The sequence below is a fragment of the Lysinibacillus macroides genome (assembly GCF_001281525.1).
Lineage (GTDB): Bacteria > Bacillota > Bacilli > Bacillales_A > Planococcaceae > Lysinibacillus > Lysinibacillus macroides.
Window position 1 is genome coordinate 199,619 of the sequence record NZ_LGCI01000014.1, and the last position, 19,767, is coordinate 219,385.

Annotated in this window: 18 protein-coding genes; 8 read left to right on the forward strand and 10 right to left on the reverse strand. The window is 36.1% G+C overall.

Annotated elements, in window-relative coordinates; all coding sequences use genetic code 11:
- Genes ADM90_RS22850 through ADM90_RS22860 form a run of 3 tightly spaced genes read right to left on the reverse strand, consistent with a single transcriptional unit; the run spans window position 1 to window position 1,393 of the window.
- A complete protein-coding gene (locus ADM90_RS22850) occupies window positions 1-657 on the reverse strand; it encodes a hypothetical protein (protein WP_053997152.1) in 657 nt (218 codons plus the stop codon).
- A 2-nt stretch (window positions 658-659) separates the two neighbouring features.
- Window positions 660-1,067, reverse strand: a complete 408-nt coding sequence (locus ADM90_RS22855; RefSeq protein ID WP_053997153.1) for a permease prefix domain 1-containing protein — start codon at window positions 1,065-1,067, stop codon at window positions 660-662.
- Entirely contained in the window at window positions 1,064-1,393 is a 330-nt protein-coding gene (locus ADM90_RS22860; protein ID WP_053997154.1) for a PadR family transcriptional regulator, read from the reverse strand. Before ADM90_RS22860 ends, ADM90_RS22855 begins: the two co-directional genes overlap by 4 nt.
- A 201-nt stretch (window positions 1,394-1,594) precedes the next feature.
- Here ADM90_RS22860 and ADM90_RS22865 point away from each other — a divergent pair, with 201 nt between their 5' ends.
- The gene (locus ADM90_RS22865) at window positions 1,595-4,336 is read left to right on the forward strand and encodes an ATP-binding protein (protein WP_053997155.1); all 2,742 of its coding nucleotides are present in this window, start codon (window positions 1,595-1,597) and stop codon (window positions 4,334-4,336) included.
- 5 nt (window positions 4,337-4,341) lie between these two features.
- Window positions 4,342-5,196: a CheR family methyltransferase gene (locus tag ADM90_RS22870; protein ID WP_053997156.1), complete on the forward strand. Its 855-nt coding sequence runs from the start codon at window positions 4,342-4,344 to the stop codon at window positions 5,194-5,196.
- A gap of 80 nt (window positions 5,197-5,276) precedes the next feature.
- On the opposite strand, the gene ADM90_RS22875 is transcribed toward ADM90_RS22870, so the two are convergent.
- The 3 genes from ADM90_RS22875 to psiE all read right to left on the reverse strand — a co-directional run bounded on the left by ADM90_RS22875 (window position 5,277) and on the right by psiE (window position 8,224).
- On the reverse strand, window positions 5,277-6,410 hold the full coding sequence (locus ADM90_RS22875) for a fused response regulator/phosphatase (RefSeq protein ID WP_053997157.1): 1,134 nt from the start codon (window positions 6,408-6,410) through the stop codon (window positions 5,277-5,279).
- Window positions 6,411-6,525: 115 nt separating this feature from the next.
- Window positions 6,526-7,533, reverse strand: coding sequence for a hypothetical protein (locus tag ADM90_RS22880; RefSeq protein WP_053997158.1), 1,008 nt, complete (start codon window positions 7,531-7,533; stop codon window positions 6,526-6,528).
- Window positions 7,534-7,768: 235 nt separating this feature from the next.
- Window positions 7,769-8,224, reverse strand: a complete 456-nt coding sequence (gene psiE, locus ADM90_RS22885; protein ID WP_053997159.1) for a phosphate-starvation-inducible protein PsiE — start codon at window positions 8,222-8,224, stop codon at window positions 7,769-7,771.
- Window positions 8,225-8,582: 358 nt separating this feature from the next.
- On the opposite strand from psiE, the gene ADM90_RS22890 reads away from it, so the two are divergent.
- Window positions 8,583-8,807: a hypothetical protein gene (locus ADM90_RS22890; protein WP_053997160.1), complete on the forward strand. Its 225-nt coding sequence runs from the start codon at window positions 8,583-8,585 to the stop codon at window positions 8,805-8,807.
- Window positions 8,808-9,235: 428 nt separating this feature from the next.
- Here ADM90_RS22890 and ADM90_RS22895 read toward each other — a convergent pair whose 3' ends face one another.
- Window positions 9,236-10,969 carry a methyl-accepting chemotaxis protein gene (locus ADM90_RS22895; RefSeq protein WP_200908586.1) on the reverse strand — a complete coding sequence of 578 codons (1,734 nt, stop codon included), beginning with the start codon at window positions 10,967-10,969 and terminating at the stop codon, window positions 9,236-9,238.
- A gap of 195 nt (window positions 10,970-11,164) precedes the next feature.
- Window positions 11,165-12,148, reverse strand: a complete 984-nt coding sequence (gene guaC, locus ADM90_RS22900) for a GMP reductase (protein WP_053997161.1) — start codon at window positions 12,146-12,148, stop codon at window positions 11,165-11,167.
- Window positions 12,149-12,373: 225 nt separating this feature from the next.
- On the opposite strand from guaC, the gene ADM90_RS22905 reads away from it, so the two are divergent.
- Window positions 12,374-12,793, forward strand: coding sequence for a VOC family protein (locus ADM90_RS22905; RefSeq protein WP_053997162.1), 420 nt, complete (start codon window positions 12,374-12,376; stop codon window positions 12,791-12,793).
- A 50-nt stretch (window positions 12,794-12,843) separates the two neighbouring features.
- Here the strand turns inward: ADM90_RS22905 and ADM90_RS22910 are convergent, their stop codons facing one another.
- Window positions 12,844-14,793, reverse strand: coding sequence for a methyl-accepting chemotaxis protein (locus tag ADM90_RS22910; protein WP_053997163.1), 1,950 nt, complete (start codon window positions 14,791-14,793; stop codon window positions 12,844-12,846).
- A 621-nt stretch (window positions 14,794-15,414) separates the two neighbouring features.
- Here ADM90_RS22910 and ADM90_RS22915 point away from each other — a divergent pair.
- Entirely contained in the window at window positions 15,415-15,789 is a 375-nt protein-coding gene (locus tag ADM90_RS22915) for a VOC family protein (protein WP_053997164.1), read from the forward strand.
- A 55-nt stretch (window positions 15,790-15,844) separates the two neighbouring features.
- Here ADM90_RS22915 and ADM90_RS22920 read toward each other — a convergent pair whose 3' ends face one another.
- Entirely contained in the window at window positions 15,845-16,591 is a 747-nt protein-coding gene (locus ADM90_RS22920; RefSeq protein WP_053997165.1) for a hypothetical protein, read from the reverse strand.
- 285 nt (window positions 16,592-16,876) lie between these two features.
- On the opposite strand from ADM90_RS22920, the gene ADM90_RS22925 reads away from it, so the two are divergent.
- From ADM90_RS22925 to ADM90_RS22935, 3 genes are all read left to right on the forward strand, one after another.
- Entirely contained in the window at window positions 16,877-18,031 is a 1,155-nt protein-coding gene (locus ADM90_RS22925; protein WP_053997166.1) for an acyl-CoA dehydrogenase family protein, read from the forward strand.
- A gap of 64 nt (window positions 18,032-18,095) precedes the next feature.
- Window positions 18,096-18,965, forward strand: coding sequence for a transporter substrate-binding domain-containing protein (locus tag ADM90_RS22930; protein WP_053997167.1), 870 nt, complete (start codon window positions 18,096-18,098; stop codon window positions 18,963-18,965).
- An 84-nt stretch (window positions 18,966-19,049) separates the two neighbouring features.
- A complete protein-coding gene (locus ADM90_RS22935) occupies window positions 19,050-19,757 on the forward strand; it encodes an amino acid ABC transporter permease (RefSeq protein ID WP_053997168.1) in 708 nt (235 codons plus the stop codon).
- The last annotated feature ends 10 nt before the right edge of the window (window positions 19,758-19,767 follow it).

Below are 19,767 nucleotides of genomic sequence, written 5' to 3' on the forward strand. Positions count from 1 at the left end.
TTACATGCGTTTCATAAAAGTAGCATGATACATTCTTCTTTTATACACATAAAAGTACATACTTAGAGGCCACCATAACGTAACAAAAATAGGGTAGACTGCCCATATAACACCTGGTGAAGAAACAACGTTTACTATAATGAAAAAAATACTAATTAGTAAAGTAGCTGTTACGGAAAATGCTACAAAAGTTTTTCGTTGTGCATGATATAAAGCTAGAGGCCACCATGACACTAAAAATGTAGGATAAATCACCCAAGGATATTGAGGAGATACAATCATATTTAATAAAGAATAATAAATAATCGTGGATACGCAGCCAATTAGTGCTACCTGTAATGTTTTAGCTTTTTCATCTAAGTACATCAGGATTGGCCACCAAATAATCGGATAAATGGCATAAACAAACCATAGATGATGTGGCGCATATAAATAGTTTTCTACGATAAGAAATGCGATAATCATCGCACTACAAACGAGAGAATATTGTTTATACATTTTTTTTACCATAAAAATTAACGTAATGGGCCATAGCAATAGCAATAAGCAGGGATAAATAAGCCATAATGTTTGAGGAGAGGTAATGTAATTGACGATGCCTAAAAAAATAATGGTCATTAAACTTCCTGCTATTGAAAAGTTAATGAGGTTTTTCATAGTTATTCACTCCATTTCTTGCGTGACCATACGAAATACATAGATAGTGGCCACCAAAGGATTGCAAAGATTGGATAGATCGCCCAAATTGTGTGAGGTGTGTAATACAGGTTCATAAAAATAAAAACTGCAATAATTAGACCGCTGCCCCAAATAGAAAACTCCAAATTTAATTTAGCCATGCTTTTTTTGGCAGGCTCTTTAACACCAAGCTCCTTTTTTAAATCCTCCATATCGCCAAACTCTACAATAGCTTTATGAATGGCATCCTCTTGTTCTTTTCCTTGCTCCATCAAATAAAATACTTTTTCTTCAAGATTTTCAATGATTTCTTGTTTGACCATTTCGGTTTCGTGGTTATGCGGAATATCCTTAAAAAGCTCATCAATATGGTTTTTTATTCTTTTCATTCTAAGCCCTCCATAAATAAGTCGATAATTTCTTTTACTGCCGACCACTCTTTTACTAATTCACTTAAATAGGCTTTACCTAATGGAGTAATGCGGTAATACTTTCTTTTACCACCATGTGAAACATCTCCATAATAGGCTTCAATAATATCCTTTTTCTCAAGTCGCTGAAAAACTGCATACAATGTTGCTTCCTTAATTTGAAAGCGATTGTTTGTACGGAGACTTATTTCCTGAGAAATTTCATAGCCATAGCGGTCCTTTTCTGAAATTAGCCGTAAAATAATTGCATCCAAGTGTCCTCGGATAATATCACTTCGAACCATAAGTCACCTGCTTTAGTTTATTGCTCTATCTGTCAGAGTAATACTAGCAAATATTACTCTACCTGTCAAAGTAATATCTCTTTATATAGCTAATTTTAAGGAGAGGTATAGATGAGCCATAGCGGAAATCAACACATTTGTTCTTTTTGATTGTATACTAGTAATTAAGAATAGATTGAGATGTAAAGGTAGGAGAACCAAATGTTGAATAGACTTAAATTAGGAATACGCTCCAAGATTACATTAGGTTATATCGTTATAATCCTTTGCTTACTTGCAGCAATTATTATATTAAATCATCAAATTACCTCTTTACAGGAGGAAAGAAATTATATTATTAAATATGATGCAAAAGTTCAGGAGCTTACGAATAATATTGAGAAATATATATTAGATATGGAATCAAGTCAGCGAGCCTTTATTATTACGGGTGAACCAAGTTACCTGGAGCCTTATGATAATGCGGCTAAAAGTTGGAAAACTGATTTTAATGATCTTTATCTTCAATTAAAAGAGAAACCAACCCAGCGGGAAAAACTAAAGGAGATAGAGGAGACGATTGAGCATTGGATTGAAACTTCAGGTAATCCAACGATTCAATTTACAAAGGATAATGATACAGCAGCACTAAATGAATTTTTTAAAGTAGATAATGGGCGCCAAGACATAGAAAAAATGCGTAATTTATTTGAGTCTTTTCGCTCGGCTGAAAATAATTATACACAGGCCAAAGCTCATCAATTAGATAAGAAAAATAGTCAGTTAACGAGTGGTTTATTTGGTATTTTAATTGTTATTTCTACTATTTCTATTATTATAGCTAATGGAATTTCCCAGTCTATTGTGAAAACGATCACAGAGGTAATGCAAACAATCCAAGAAATTGCAGTGACAAAGGGTAATTTCAAAAGAAGAATTCATGTTAAGACGAATGATGAAGTGAATGAGCTTGCTGATGCAACAAATCTATTATTAGAGTCTGTTGAAAAAAGAGAATGGCTGCAAACAAATATTGCTGATATTGTCAAGAAATACCAAGGTATTTCAGCGATTTCAGGATTGGCGGAGACGTTTCTCTCAGAGGTGGCACAAAAAACAGAAGCTTCCCTTGGTGCATTTTACGTCCGAGAGGAGATAGAGGATCAAGTACTTTTTGTGAAAAAGGCTACCTTTGCTGATGGAGATGATCTCCTTGGGATAAATAGCTTTAAAATAGGGCAGGGGTTAATTGGCCAATGTGCTTTAGAAAAAAGAATATTATTTTATGATAATATACCGCAAAATTATCGTTTAATTCGAACAGGTTTGGCAGAAATGAGGCCTCAAAATATTTTATTAGTTCCAATTATTTTTGAAGGCGAAGTAATTGCAGTGGTTGAACTGGCAACAATGACTAGCTTTAATGATTTACAGCAAGAATTGGTGAAGCAGGTTATTGAAAACTTTGGATTAACGATTAATAGTGTCTTAGGACGTATGGAAATAGTGCGTTTATTGAACGAATCGAGAGCAATGACTGAAGAATTACAAGTTCAATCAGAGGAGCTTCAAACACAGTCTGAGGAGCTACAAATGCAGACAGAGGAGCTAACAATCATTAATGAACAGCTTGAAGAACGAACAAAAGAGGCAGAGTCGAAGTCCAAAGAATTAGAAAAGGCGAAGAAGGAATTAGAGGAAACCGCGGAACAGCTTATCTTAAATTCCAATTATAAATCTGAGTTTTTAGCCAATATGTCACATGAATTAAGAACACCTTTAAATAGTATTTTGATTTTATCGGAAATGTTAGCAGAAAATAGCCACAATAATTTAACAGACGAGGAAGCAGAATTCGCTAAGGTTATTCATTCCTCTGGTGAGGATCTGCTGGCACTAATTAATGATATTTTGGATTTATCAAAGGTTGAGGCAGGGAAGCTCGATATGATTTTTAATGAAGTAAATATGAACGAGATACCTACCCAAATGGAACATACCTTTGCACCGGTTGCGATAAAGAAAAATTTAGCTTTCTTGATTTCGAAAGCAAATGACGTTGTGGATATATTCTATACAGATGAAAAAAGATTCCATCAGATATTAAAGAATTTATTATCAAATGCCTTTAAGTTTACCGAAAGTGGCTCAGTAACCTTAACGATTCAGCAGCTTACACAGCAGCAGCTAACAAGCAATATGCAAGAGGTGAGTGCTGATTGGCTAGAAATTACAGTGTCAGATACGGGTATAGGCATTCCAAAGAACAAGCATCAGCTTATCTTTGAATCATTCCAACAAGCAGACGGGGCTACTGTGCGGAAATATGGTGGTACAGGATTAGGCTTATCGATTTGTAAGGAGTTTGCTAAATTACTTGGTGGTTGGATTACACTACAAAGTGAAGAGGGGCAAGGTAGTAGCTTTACCTTAACGATTCCAAGTTTACCAAATGGTATCGAAGAGGAGCAATGTCAGAAGCTCGCTATGAATGAGGTTGCGGTTACAGTTGAGGAAGTTGCATTAATAGAAGAACAGCCACAAGAAAAAGAAGAAGTTTCTCAGCATGAAGTAGAGGTCTTTCAAGGGAAAAATATTTTAATTGTGGACGATGATCATCGTAATATTTATGCATTAAAAACAGCTCTTGAAAAAAGAGGAATGAATATTCTTGTTGCCAAGGATGGGCTTGAAAGTATAGAGATTATGCAGGCTAATCATAATGTTGACCTCATTCTTATGGACATTATGATGCCAATTATGGATGGCTATGAGGCGATGACCATTATTCGACAACAAATGAAACAAACAGATTTACCAATTATCGCATTGACTGCAAAGGCGATGAAAAATGATCGTGATAAAGCATTGCAGGCTGGTGCATCTGACTATATTAGTAAGCCATTAAATTTAGATCAATTATTATCGGTTTTAAGAGTATGGCTAGTATCTAAAGGGAGTTAATACACATGGAACAAATGCAGCCTTTGGAGCAGAAAATACAATTAGATAAGCAAACAAAATTAGAGATTGAGTTGTTACTAGAGGCTATTTATCGTTTATCAGGTTTTGATTTTCGACAATATAATCGTTCCTCCATTTCACGAAGAATTTATAATAGGATGAAAATAAATAATATCCCAACAATTTCTCGTGTACTAGAAAAGGTTATTCATGATAAAGCGTTTTTAGAGCAGCTTTTAAACGATTTTTCAATAAATGTTACGGAAATGTTTCGCAATCCTAGCTTTTTTAAAACCTTTCGCGAAAAGGTAATCCCGTCTTTACGAGACTATCCAGAAATCCGGATATGGCACGCTGGCTGTGCAACAGGTGAGGAAGTATACTCAATGGCTATTTTGCTTCAAGAAGAAGGGCTTATGGAGAGGGCTATGATTTATGCAACGGATATGAATGAGCAAGTTTTAGAAAAGGCAAAAAAGGGCATCTTTCCAATCCATAAAATGCAGGCGTATACGAAAAACTACATGCTGGCTGGAGGGGCGCATGCTTTTTCAGAATACTATAAGACTGATTATCAATATGCCTACTTCCACCCTACTTTACTGAAAAATATTATTTTTGCTCAGCACAATTTAGTCACAGATCAATCATTTAATGAATTTCATGTTATTTTATGTAGAAATGTGTTGATTTATTTTTCACCTCAGCTACAAAGTTATGTGCATCAGTTGCTTTATGAAAGCTTAAGTGATCAGGGGTTTTTATGCTTGGGGGATAAAGAAACATTGCGATTTGAAGAGGTTATTTCAAACTATGCAGAAATTGCATGTAACGAGAGAATTTATCAAAAAAAGCATTGATCATAAAAATCTACTTTACTTTAAACTGCGCCCCAATTGTTAGATACTATCTAACAATTGAAGGTGCGGTTTTTTTCCATTTAAGAGCTTGCATTTGCTTGAATCATTACTACACACATATCATCAGGCTGATTTTTTTGTTTGTCCTTTGGCAATAAATTATCAATTAGATTTTGTGAGTATTCCCATTTAGTGGATGTAAGCGCCTGCAAATGTTGCTCTGCCTCTATTTCACAGGGGCCCATTGCTTCTAAAACACCATCTGTAAACAAAACAATTTGAATATCTTGCTCATATTGAATAAATTGCTTGGACACATCAATTTCATCAAAAAAGCCGACAGCACAGCTACCTTGGTTTAATGGTATACATGTTTTTTCATCAATGAGTGCGTACCCAGCAGGATGTCCAGCATTTATGTATTCAACTGTTTTTTCCTTTGTATTAATGACTAAATAAATCGCTGTGAAATAATGGAGATTATTGTCTTTTCCGTCTTGTAAAAGGGTCATATAGCGATTCAGATCCTTAATAACAAGCTCCGGATCATTTAATTGTTTCACAGCCTCTCTTAGTACAGAGGAAATAAACATACAAACAAGTGCTGCAGATATACCATGTCCCATCATATCTAATAAAATAATGGCATAGCGATGATCGTCTATTTTATGCCAATAATACATATCCCCTGCTAAATTAGAGCATGGTAGATAGGAAACGCCAATGCGAATATCCTTTTCATCTAATGGAGGACTCAGTAAGCTTCTCTGTACATGGGTAGCTAAATCGAGTTCATAGGTTATTTTCTTTTCATGCTGTTTGTGCCAATCTAATTCTGTCTTTAACCGTAGGGCAACTCGAATTCTAGCAAGCAGCTCTGTTTTATTAATCGGTTTTGTAATGTAATCTACGCCACCAATATCTAATGCTTCAGCTAGTTTACTTTTATCCTCAAGTGCTGTAACAAATATAATTGGAATATCTTTTAATCTTTCGTTTTGCTGAATACGTTTACAGGCTTCAATCCCATCAATTTCTGGCATCATAATATCTAATAAAATTAAATCTACTGTATTTTGTGTATCTAAACGTAAATAATCAAATAGCTCATAGGCGGATGCCAAAGAAACACAGTTTGTATAACCTGCGCTTTTTAGTATTTTTTCAATGACAAACAAATTGACTTGATTGTCATCTACTAGAAGAATGGTCATAGTTATTTCCCCTTACTCTGATTGATTTGGCATGCATCTCAATTATTATTAATTCTATTATTATACAAAACATTAGTGAGTAAGGGTATTTTGATGATCTAAAAGTATAGGGAATTTAACTTTTTGCTTTTTTAAACCCTTGATAAATATCAAATGCATTGGCTAAAACGGTAATAATAATACTAACAAGTAAAATTTTATCTATGGTAAAAGTCACTTTTGCTGAAGTCGTTTCGATAATAGCTGCAATGTAAGGAATAGCGGCACTATGAAGGATATCAGGGTGAATGGCTATTAGGATAAAAACAATGGTTCCTAGAATTTGAAGCAGTGCATTCATGATGGCAATGGGCATTGTCCATTGACCTGTACGCCATTTTAAAAATACTAAAATAAGACTTAAGAGGATACAGCATAAAATGATTGGAGCAAATAGGAACAAAACATGTTGATTGAAGATGGGCATAACATATTTTAAGCTGCCATTATCATTCGTAGTATAAATGCCTAATAGACGATTGGCATTCCAATAAACAAAAGAAAAAATAGCGATTCCTATAAGGCTGAAAATAGCTTCACTTAAAGAAATAACCTTTTCTTTAGGAATAATTTTAATGTCTGCTAAATCCTCAGGTGTCCATTGCTTCGTATTTGGGATAAAGGGCAATTGAATAGTGTCCTTGCCAAATCGGTCAATCACAAGAAAAATAACTGTAATCCAAAACAATACATGAAATAACACAGAAAAAATAGCGATAATGGTCATGGTAAAGGCTGAAATAACTGCAGAAAGGAGCGCCTCATTTCCTGTATAAAGCATAACCTTCTCGATAATTTGAACAACAATTGTAATAAAAATGGCCCAAGGTATAGCGAGTTTCAATGTTCTTATATATTGGTCATAAACGTTGACGCTCATAAAAAAACGAGGTATCTTCTGATAGCTTGCAGCAACCTCTACAGGGCTTCCAAGCTTTTTTAGTGCTGCCTTCACCTCTGCTTCTGAATATTCCTGTGGTAGCATAGCTTCAATGCTAGCCTTTAACTCAAGCCTTACTTCTTCACGCTTATTTTTATGGAGTCTTTTCGTTACTTCATCAATATAAATATCCATTAAAGTCATTGATGGATGCCTCCTCGATCATTAAATTTTAAGCTTATTCAATTATAGTGGTAATATATGTTATTGTGGGGTATGAAAATGAATATAAAATATTTTTAAACGATATGCCAAGCTTCGAAAATGGAGGGGAACGAGTGAGGCCTATATAAAGGAACAGGATTTTTTAACATTTGTAAATATTGTTGTAGGAGCTTAACGCTAACAAAAGAGCGGTTGCAAAATAGGAGCAATTCATTTAATGCTCTTTTTTTATAAAAAGCGATGAACGTGTGGGTCTTTCAAGCGGTGTGATATTAATAATAAAGTAACTGATGATCAGTATAAGAATAATCAAAGAATACATTAAAGTGTTAAGAGGATGATCGTGTTCAACAATAATTAAACGAACCATGGCTGTAATACCGATATAGATAAAATAGCGAAGCGGAAAATGATAATTCTCTTTAAAATATTTAATAATCATTGTGATAAATTCAAAATACAAAAAGAAAATAAGAATATTAGCAAGGAATAGCTTATAATCGCCCTCTTCCTTAGAAAATATTAAGATTTTCAGAAATTCTATAAGCTCTTTAAATAGCAAAAAGGACAGGATAAGGGCTAATAGGATAAGACAGGCATTGAGAAAAAGTTGTAGAGACTTTGGAATAGCCTTTATAAGCTGTAAATATGTTGAATTTTTTTGATGCATACAATTCCTCCCGTTCATTGTTAGAAATATTTCCAGTTCATTATATGACATTATGATATAAATATAACAATTTACTGTAAACTTCTGTTTTCCCTTTTGTAAAGTTTTAGTTTATTTTTCGCTTTGATTCAGAACTAGGCTTCTACTTCGCTAGGTGGTGAGATGGGTGTATGCTTTCGACGCCTATGAAAATCAAGAGAAAAGCCCAGACATATATCATAAACTTTTCCCCTGCATGCTCGAAAAATCCATAAGCTATTACGCAAATGTATAATTGGTAAAAGAAAATTTTCAAAATAATTTACTGGTATGCTAAAATAGATATGCATGAATATAAAATTTAAAAGGGGTTTTTAAAATGGCAAAATCTGCGAAATCTGATGCGAAAATTACACCAGAACGTTTAGAAGAAGCATTAAATGTCCGTGATCGTCTTATTATTGAACTACTTGTACAAGTGCTTGATGAAAAGCTAGTAATTGAGCGCCCTGTATTACGTGAACGTCTAGGAAACCTTGTAGGCCTTTCTGAACATGATGCAGAATTAAAGGAAACACTTTACGCACTCATTAACAAACTTTGAACTACCCACTTGTAGAAGTGTGGGATTCCTGCGAATACTAGACCAACGACTAGCTATATTAGCAGGCTTTACCTGTAGTCCTACGGTGGAAAACTTGCAATGATTGTACGTTGGATTCAGATGTCTAGCGTACTGCTTGGTTTTTGCTTTTCGGCTAGACAGAGCGATAGAATATTGAAGATTTTACGTAACAGACGAACTTTCCTGTTACCACCTCATATCTTCAATTTTCAAAGAACAATCTGGACAGGTTCATTGCAGCACATACGTTCTAATTGAGCAGAAATTTAGGCTAACGCCTACGGACATTCATCTTCCACTTACTCACAGGGCTATCTCCTTCACGTTCTTTAAAGTGGGAGTCTTCTGTCGGAAAATAACAAAAATAAAAAGAATGCTACAGACAATGTGTAGCATTCTTTTTTATGTCATGTAAAGCGTTCTACTAAGTCATGCATGCGTTCTGCCTCTGTATGAAGCTCCGTGGAGGAGTGCATGATGGATGTTATAGCCGATTTTTGCTCGTCAATGGAGGCATTAATTTGTTCAGTTGCCGCAGCGGATTCTGTAGCAACACTAGCTATCTCATTAATAGCCTTGATTACGATTGCACGGTTTTCGTCCATTTCATTCATCCCTTTATCGAGTGAAACCAGATGTACTGTAATATCCTGAATGGAATCAGCTAAAAACGTAAAGGCTCCTTTTACTTCAGTAATTGACAGTGCCTGATGTTCTGAAAGCTGAAGCGTGTGTATCATTTTTTCATCTGAACTAGCCGTATCGACCTCAATACGCTGCAATAAATTTCTAACACGATTAGTAGCTTCATTTGTATTCTCAGAGAGATGGCGTACTTCCTCTGCAACGACAGCAAAGCCTTTGCCATGCTCCCCAGCACGTGCAGCTTCTATACTTGCATTTAATGCTAATAAATTGGTTTGTTCAGAGATTGATGAAATTGTTTGGACAACTTGATGAATCTCCTTCATTTGATTTGTTAAGCTTGAAAAGTTTGCGCGTAACTCCTCGATCACTTGCGTATATTCAGTTGAGTTTTGTAGTAAAATATCTACTTTTTGTCTACCATTTTCTTGTGATTGATTGATAATATTCATATTTTTTGTAATTTCGCTATATTTGTCAGTCGCATTGGAAATAAGTACTGATAGTGTTTCTACTTTACTAATAGCCATTTCAGCTTCTTCTGCTTGGATGACAGCTCCCTTTGATATATCATTGATGGCTTGATGGATTTCTTCAGCAGAAGCTGTTGTTTCCTCTGTAATAGCGCTTAGTACCTCTGAGGAGACTCTCATTTGAGTGGCACTACTCTTTGTATTATTGACCATTTCATGTAAGCTTTGTTTCATATTATTGACGTTATTAGCCAGTATTCCTAGTTCATCTTGTGTTGTAACAGGAATGTTCTCGCCTGTTAATTTACCTTGTGCAATATCCGATGTCATTACCATAATTTTACGTATATAAGCCGTCATACGACCTGAGAAGAACCAAAAAAGTGCCATACCAATTGTTGTGGCAAGAAGCGTCATACCGAGTGTGTAATATAAAACTTTTTTAGTGCCCGCATTAAAGTCCATTTCATATGTACCAGCGGCGATAATCCAACCCCAATGCTCGTCCATCTCCACATACGTAATTTTCGGGGCTACTACATCAGGGTTTGTGGGTAGTGCCCAATCATAACGAACATAGCCACCACCAGCCTTTGCTTCTTCGATCATTTCTCGTACAAAATAGCGTCCATCCTCTGTTTGTAAATCGGAAATATTTTGCCCGTCTAGCGATGGGTGTGATTCTACCATACCATCCTCTTTAAAAACATAGAAATAGAAGTTTTCACCATACTTTACTGGATTATCAATGGAGCGTTTATTATCTTCAATTTTTTTACCAACAATCTGTGTTCTGGCCCTTTCTTGAGCCTCTGCTAATGTTATGATTCCCTCTTGAACCTGACTATCTAGCTGTTCAATCAATTCAAGTATACTGAGTGTGCCGTTTTTAAGACTTTGTCGACCTACCTCATCCATTTCGCCTTTTGCGATAAAATAATTGACTGTGCCAACTAGTACAGTGGCTATTAAAATAACAATAATAGCAAGGCTAACAAGCTTAATACGCACTGATTTAATCATAGATAAAACCTCCGTTCCTCTGTTACATGCATGATAGTTCTATTATAATATATATATTTCCAACAAAATAGAAAATTCTGATAATATAATAAGGGATTTTGGAATACATTATAGCCATAATGTTTATAAAGTTATAAAAGAAATGAAAAAGCCCCAGCTAAGAGCAGTAATACTCTTAGTTGGGGTTACAATTTATTAGTACACTTTATCTCCATTGAAGATGGAGTTTTTCACAATAACATAATCAACATTTCGAATAGCTTCTAACTTTGTACCACCTGCATAAGAAATAGACGATTGTAAGTCTTGTTGCATTTCAATTAGGGTGTCTTGAATGCGACCTTTATGCTCTACATACATTTTCTTCCCTTCAACATTTTTACGTTCACCTTTTTGGAATTCAGAAGCAGAGCCGAAGTATTCTTTTACAACTTTACCATCGATTTCAATCGTTTCACCAGGTGATTCTTCATGACCTGCAAATAGAGAACCGATCATCACCATTGATGCGCCAAAGCGTACAGATTTTGCGATATCTCCATGTGTACGAATACCACCATCAGCAATAATAGGCTTTGTAGCAGCCTTTGCACACCAACGTAATGCAGCTAGTTGCCAGCCGCCTGTACCGAAGCCTGTTTTGATTTTAGTAATACATACTTTACCTGGTCCAATCCCAACTTTTGTTGCATCTGCACCTGCATTTTCAAGTTCACGTACTGCTTCTGGTGTTCCAACGTTACCAGCAATGACAAAGCTAGTTGGTAAGTGTTTTTTAATATGCTGAATCATACGAATAACAGCATTTGAATGACCGTGTGCAATATCGATTGTAATAAATTCAGGTACTAAATGAGTGGCTGCTAATTCTTCAATAAATGCATATTCATCTTCTTTTACACCGACACTAATTGAGGCGATGAAGCCACGGCTTTGCATATCTCGTATAAAGCCTATACGTGTTTCTGGCTGGAAGCGATGCATAATATAAAAGTAACCGTTTTCAGCTAACTTCGTAGCAAGATTTTCATCAATGATGGTTTGCATATTTGCAGGTACTACAGGAAGCTTGAATTTATGCCCTCCTAAAGTAACAGAAGTATCACATTCTGAGCGACTTTCTACAATACATTTTGCCGGAATTAGTTGAATATCCTCGTAGTCAAATACATTATCCATTATATACACTCCTAAAATACGAATATTTTTTAATAATTAATTTAAATTGTTCGTCATTTGGTAATTTACATGATTTTTGAGTAAATGTCAAAGCATTTGCTAAAATAATATAAAGTTTTTACAGTGGAGACTAAAAATAAGGATGTTTCTACTTATAATTTGTGTTGTGAGTCGCCATCCATGTACAATAAAGATGTTTTAAAATATAGCAAGGGAGTGTTGGAAATGGCAGTAGATGTTTATTTAATTTTTAATGGTAATTGTCGAGAGGCTGTAGCATTTTATGAGGATGTTTTTAACACAGAAAAGGCTGAAATTATGACATTTGGAGATTCGCCTCAAAGTCCTGATTATCCATTACCAGAGGAAGCTAAAAACCTTGTAATGCATACACGACTTTCCATTTTTGGTAGTAGGGTCATGTTCTCAGATACATTTCCAGGCTCACCTTTTACAGTAGGGAACAATATTACATTAGCTATTGTTTCTGATAACGAAGAGCAGATGCGTCAAGCATTTGATAAGCTAAAAGACGGTGGAGAAGTGAAGATGGAGCTACAAGAAACATTCTGGAGTAAATGTTACGGCTCATTGGTAGATAAGTTTGGTATTGAATGGCAATTTAGTCATGAGGAAAATGCATAGATAATAAAAAAGCTGTAGAGAATGTAAAATTTCTCTACAGCTTTGCTTATTTAATAGTGAAAGCGATCTACATAGCCTTGTAGTTCATCTGCCATATCAAGTAATGTTTTGGCAGAGGAAGCAATTTCCTGCATAGAAGATAGGGTTTGTTCTGTTGAAGCGGCTACTTCCTCAGATGCAGCAGCATTTAATTTAGCATGATCGGATAATTCGATAGCTGTTGCAGAGACTTCTTCGACAACTGCGGATATTTCTTGAGCGGAAGCTGAGATATCCTCCATTTTAGGTGCCATTTCTCGTAGGCTATTGACAATACTTGAAAATTTCTCCTTCGTATCCTCCGATAATTGTAAGCCTTCTTGCACATCTGTTGAAGCCTTTGTCATCGTTTGTACAGATTTAGCTGTATCCTGATGAATTCCTGAAATAAGTACTGAAATTTGCTCTGCGGATTGATGGGATTGCTCAGCTAATTTACGTACTTCATCTGCTACAACGGCAAAGCCTTTGCCATGCTCACCTGCTCGTGCCGCTTCAATGGCAGCATTTAGGGCTAGCAGATTGGTCTGATCTGAAATGGCACTAATAATTTCAATAATAGAGCCTATTTCTTTGGTACGATCAAACAGTGATTTAATCATTGTATCTGATTGTGTAACAGAGTCGTGAATAGAGACCATTTGATTAACGGTTTGCTCAACAGATTGTCCACCTTCTTCTGCTAACTGAATAGCCTGAGTGGATAGGTCTGACACTTGTAGGGCGCTATCTGCTACCTCTACAACACCCTTAGCAATTTCTTCAACTGAAATAGCATTTTGATCGATACCCGTTGTTTGTTTCTCGGTACTGATGGCTACCTGCTGCATAGCCTCTGTTACCTGTTCGGATGCAGCAATATTTTGTTCAGCATTTGCTGACAGCCCTTGTGCAGCTGTTTGAACATGCTGTGAGCTTTGGTCAACATTGCGAATAAGTTTTTTCAAGTTCACTTTCATAGCAACAAAAGCTTCACCGAGCTGCCCAATTTCATCTTTTGTATGAATATCAATAAACTCTGTTAAATCACCCTCACTAATTTTCAATGCACTTTGCTGTAAACTTTTAATTGGGTGAACGATTGATTTAATCATATAGAGCATAAAGATAATACCTGCAATAATAGAAACAGTGATAATGATTAAGTTAATACGAAGTGTAGAGATGGCAGCATTTGTAGCCTCTACAGTAAACATTGTGCCAACAATTTTCCAGCCGGTTAGCTCATTTGTAGCAAATTGTAAATGACGCTTATTTTCCATCACAGTACCTGCATCTTGTGCATAAATCTTATCAATGTAGCTTTCGGTAGCTTCAGAGCCACTTTCTTTATCCTTCTCTACAATATAGAGCTTATTGTTATCAATAATAGAAGCAAAGCCCGTTTTACCTATGCGTGTTTCGTCTGTTAGTGCGCTTAAAACAGAGATATTTAAGTCTAGGGCAACAACACCTGATTCGTCAGGAAGGGTTTGCATAACGGTCACAACAATATTATTTGTAGATTTTGCTACATACGGAGATGTAATCGAAACTTGCCCTTTATTATCAAAGGCTTCCGTATACCAAGTTCGAACACGTGGGTCATAATCACTTGGATAATCATGAACAGGTTCATCGAGAATTCGCCCGTCAGCAGTACCTATATACAGCAATTCTACTTCTGGATGGGTATTGATATATTCCTGAAATAGGCTTTTCAGTTCAGCTCTTCTATCGTCCTGTAAATAAGATTCATTTAATTTTTTTGCAAAATACTCAATATCATGTACCTTTGGCGCAATCATGCTTGTAATATTTGTATTCAGCATATGGACACTTTCAGTTGCGCTCGCTTGTTGCTCTTCCAAAATTTGATTCTTGGTGCTTTGGAAGGAAATCGTACCAATTAAAATGGTAGGAACAAGAAGTATTATTAAAAAGGCAAAGATAAGCTTCTTTCTTAAACTGATTCGTTTCATAAATATGTAACCCTCCCTTGATAGTCTCTATGTATTTATTGAACAACTAAGGCGAAAAAGATCACGAAAATGATAAGCTAATTATAGACAGGGCTGTGTATAAGAAAACATCACTCATTTAATTGGGTTCGCTAGTAGCTCAAAGGTTTTAATCTGATTCTAAGAGTAAAATGACTATTAATCAACATAATCTTCCAAAAAATATGGAAATAAAATTAACACTACTATATTTTTATAATAAAGCACCTTCTATTGCAGCTTTTCTGCGTAAAATCTCTCCGCGAGTCTTGTATGTAATAATGAAAAAATATGGGTTTACGCTATAAAGAAACCCAGATTTGATAGATAGCTTACTATTTAAGACAATTTACATATTCCACCATAGTAAGTGTTGATCTTTGTTTTGAACAGGATCATTTTTTTGTTCTTAAATTTTTGTGATATAGCTTTCTGGAGCCGGGAAGTAAAAGTCGATATACCTATTTGATAGTGATGATTTACTAAGGATATTTCTTTGTATTATATAGTAGAAAATAAGAGGGATTTTATGAGCGCTCTTCCTGGTGTTAATGGTTAGTTGATTGAGGTATACTAATGCTCAAAAGAGGAGGAAGTGATGTTATGATTCACCAAATTGGGCAAGTGATGCTATATGTTAACGACCAAGATGCCGCAGTTAAATTTTGGACAGAAAAAGTAGGTTTTGTTGTTGTTGCGGAGCAGGAGGAGGCAGGAATGCGTTGGATTGAAATTGCACCAACAAAGGAAGCGCAAACATCCTTTGTCTTACACAATAAAGGGCTTATTGCCAAAATGCAGCCAGAGCTAAATTTAGGTACGCCTTCTATTATGTTTTACGCAGGTCAAATTGAAGAGATGTATCAAGATTTTCAGCAAAAGGGAATTAAAGTGGGCGATTTAGTAATGATGCCAATGGGAAGAGTTTTTAACTTTGCAGATCCTGAAAATAACTACTTTGCCTTGATTGAAAAATAACAACTTTGTAAAATCTGCTCGACCTTTGTCAAAAAGGGTGAGCAGATTTTGTCTTTTACGATAAATCTTCTCCGAATATCCCAACAGTTTGGCGCTCTACAATAAATTCATGACCGTTCCACGTTAAAATATTTTCTACATAGCCTAGCCCATCTGCATGATATCTACCGGCAATGGCCTGATATGCCAAAATTTCATATACACCATCTCGATTATAATCTACAGGATATAGCCCACTAATAGGGTCTACCCAGCCCTCAATAGGCTGTTTTAATGTACCATCTTTGTTGTAAATTTCTGCTAAATAATCGGCGCCCTTATACTGTAAATCAATCGTGTATCTTTTAGCGGGACTTTTGCTTTGCACAACAGCCTTGTAGTTATCTACATAATTGACAGTATATTTAAGCTTATCACTAAAAGTTTCTGCGTCAAAAATAGAACGAACTCGATTGCTTACAGAAGAAAATATTTCACCATTAATAATACCACCGCTACCCCCTGTATCAGAAATAGCCATAATATCCTCAATATGATTGCCCGTAAAATCGCCTAAAAAAATAGTTGGATTATAGCCAAGGCTTTGTTTCAATGGGATTTGTTCCATTTGTTGTGTTTGCCCATAAAAAATAACTAATGTGAGGTTGTGCCATAAGGGACTATCAGGCTGTTTTATGCCCATTAAAAAAATAGTCTCAAAAAAGCCATCGCCATTAATATCTCCAAATTTTGTTTGAATTACCTGTGGAGTCGAATAAGCAGCAGCGTTTATATTTTGTGACGAATGTATAGGATTAGTCATCTATCCACCTCTTTCCTTAGTGCTAGCATATGTTGAAAAGAAAGCTTGGTGCATAAAATTATAATGCTTATTAAACTAATAAAAAAACTTGCAATTAACCCATTGACATTTTTTAAGCTGAAACGTATGATAAGTTTCAACGAATCAGAAAATTCAGTACCGATCATTATAAAAATAATAGCAAATTTTTTTACGTTTAAATCATAGTAAGTTTATAAGTTTTGTATTATTTTGACATAAGAGTCATCAAGACATAATTGATACATGAGGAAGAAGGAGATTTATTTGAAAAATTTATTTATAAAAACAGAGCGACAACGGTTTTTATTAGAGCAGTTAGCAGCTATTGCAGAGCCCATTAAAGCAGAAGCTGCTGAGGTAGATGAGCAATCTCGTTTTCCGTTTAAAGCACATCAATTACTTTTACAAGTTGGCTACCCAAGATTTACTTTACCAAAGGAATACGGAGGAGAAGGATTATCGGTCTATGAGATGGTGCTTGTGCAAGAAACACTAGCAAGCTATGACGAAAATGCCTCCCTTTCCCTTGGTTGGACGCTAGGGGTTGTGGGTGAAATATATGAGAAAAAGCTATGGGCTGAGGAGCTATTAACAGCGTTTGCCCAGAAAATCAAGAAGGGAGCCCTTATCAACCGAGCTGTTAGCGAAGCGGCAACTGGAAGCCCAACACGTGGAGGACGACCAGGAACAAATGCAGTTTCTACAAAGGATGGCTGGCGCCTAAATGGCCGCAAAATCTTTACAACTGCATCCCCAGTGCTCGATTATTTCCTCACATCTGCTTGGATTGAAGAACAGCAACAAATCGGCTTTTTCCTTATCCATAAAGATGCACAAGGGTTATCTATTGAAGAAAATTGGGAAATGTCCGCCATGCGTGGCACGAGTAGCCATGATCTTGTACTACAGGATGTTGTTGTCGCAAAAGAGTATTTAGTAGAATTACCCAATCATCCTAGTGGCGGTAAAATAAATGGTTGGTTACTACATATTCCTGCAACCTATTTAGGTATTGCCCAGGCAGCTCGTGACTATGCATTGCATTTTGCCAACCATTACCAACCAAATAGCTTAAATGCTCCAATCGGCACATTACCAAATGTACAGCAGCTTTTGGGAGATATTGAATTAAAGCTAGATCAGGCTCGATTTGTGCTATACGGGGTAGCTGATGCTTATGATGATCCAGCAAGACGGGCACTGTTAACAAATGAAATGGCGGTTGCTAAACATACCGTTACAAATATAGCTATTGATATCGTTGATAAGGCCATGCGTGTTGTTGGGGCAAAAAGCTTGCAACTGTCCAATCCATTACAACGCTATTACCGCAATGGGCGGGCTGGCCTTCATAATCCACCAATGGATGATATGACGATTATTAAATTAGCAACGGCTGCGCTTGAGCAGCAAAAATAATAGCTTAAAGCTAAATGGCTTATTGCCAGTGAAAATACATGGAATATGAAGGAGAATGATCAGTATGTTAAAACAAAAGAATAAAATTTTCCAATTTGCAGCGGTGGGGTTGGCTTCGATTGCACTTTTAGCAGGCTGTAATGCAAGTGAAGCCTCTGATAAGGATTCAGGTAATGGCGACAAGGTTCGTACAGTTAAGGTGGCTTTTGATCAGGCGACTAAGCCTATTAGCTATATTGATGATAATGGCAATCCAACAGGCTATGACGTAGAGGTAATGAAGCTAGTAGATGAGTTACTGCCTGAGTATGAGTTTGAGTATGTTGGGACAACAAGTGATGATTTATTAATTGGGGTGGAGCAAGGTAAATATCAGGTAGGTGTCAAAAATGCATTCTTTACGGAGGAGCGTAAAGAGAAATTTGTTTTCCCACAGGAGTTTATAGGGCTAAGTAGTGCAGGTCTTGTGTTGCGCAAAGAGGATGAGGGCGTGAAAACATTAACAGATTTTGCGACAAAGGGTTATTCACTAGCTCCGATTGCTGCTAATAATGCACAATACACAATTATCGATGAGTACAATACAGCGAATCCAGATAATAAAGTAAAGCTAGAGGCTGGTGATGCATTTACGGTCGATGTTGTGCAATGGGTAAATGAAGGTCGTGTTGATGGCGGTGTCATGATTGAAGGTCCATTTAAACAGCAGGTTCTTGCGGAAGATGGCCCTTACTATAATTTAAAAGATGCCGTTGTTTATAACGAGTTTGCTGTTATTAAAACATGGCCACTGTTCAATAAAAAGGAGCAAAAATTTGCTGATGCCTACGATAAAGCGATTACTCAAATTAAAGAACAAAAGAAAACAAATGACATTAGCACAGAGTTTTATGGTCGCGATTTATTTGAAGTGTTAGAGAACGTTAATCGTTAGTCAATCCCTAAAGAATGTTTAAGAGACTGCTGGGTCAGTAATCACTCAGCAGTCTCTATTCATAAAAGCAAAGTTGGTGAGGTAATGGATAAATACTTTGATGCATCCTATATTTGGAATTCGATTCCAGTGTTATTGCCGTTTTTAAAGATTACGTTTTTAGTGGCAGGGTCTGCGATTATTTTAGGTGTAATATTTGGCGTATTGCTAGCCGCTGCTAAGCTATCTTCTATCAAGCTACTTCAGAAATTAGCAAATTTATATACAACAATTATGCGCTGTACCCCATCCATTGTATTATTATTTCTGATCTATTATGGTGTGCCAGCATTAGCTGAGAATTTTGGCATGAATCTACATTCAATTGAAACAGCTATTTTTGTCGTGATAACATTTACACTACAATTTGCAGCGATTATGTCAGAGGTGATTCGTTCAGCTTATTTAGCTATTCCAAAGGGGCAGTTTGAGGCGGCTGTTAGCGTAGGACTCACACCATTCCAAGCCTATCGTCGAATTATTTTTCCGCAGGCACTTGTTGTTGCATTGCCGAACTTTGGCAATGGCATGATTGCTTTATTACAGGAGGGTGCTCTAGCCTATACAATCGGTTTAATTGATATTGTTGGTAAGGCAAATTTAATTATTGCAAGTAATATTAATGCCCATGCATTAGAGGTTTATATTGCTTTAGCCATTGTGTATTGGGTGCTATCCGTTATTATTGAAAAAATCTTTACGACATTAGAAAAAATATTTGGTAAGGGTAAGAAGACCTTAGAAACAACGTAAGGGGGCGTAA